This is a genomic window from Oceanospirillum sediminis (genome assembly GCF_014164585.1).
Lineage (GTDB): Bacteria > Pseudomonadota > Gammaproteobacteria > Pseudomonadales > Halomonadaceae > Oceanospirillum > Oceanospirillum sediminis.
Genome location: NZ_JACJFM010000165.1, coordinates 1 through 415 on the forward strand (window position 1 = coordinate 1; position 415 = coordinate 415).

At 37.1% G+C, this 415-nt stretch carries 1 pseudogene; it reads right to left on the reverse strand.

The features are described from left to right. Positions 1–415 (reverse strand): annotated as a pseudogene (locus H4O21_RS28260) (sugar isomerase); the annotation flags it as partial.

Sequence of the window (415 nt, forward strand, 5' to 3'; positions counted from 1 at the left end):
AGTTTGTCTCCTATTTTAATAACATCTAAGTTATGCTGAATAGCTTGTTCACGTACAGCTTTGCTTGTATTACTCAAAGAACCGTACTTATAGCTCTCTGCAGCATCTTTTTGATCTTGAAATGTGTTTGAATTTACAGCATCGAATTTAATATTTAAAGCATCTGCTTTTTCTTTAATTGCTGCATAATCTGAAGGGATATCCCAAGGAATATGTAACGACACAGCCCCTGCGGTTTGTGTTAAACTATGTAAAACACCTATATCGTCTATTTTTTGCTCAAGGCTTGATGGCTCCCCATAAAATGAAAAACGTCCAAAACGTGTTCCTCCTGCCCCTAAAGCCCAACTTGGTATTGCAACTTGAAAGTCTGATAGTTCTGAAACAATTTTAGAAACGTCGTGCCCATCTTTGT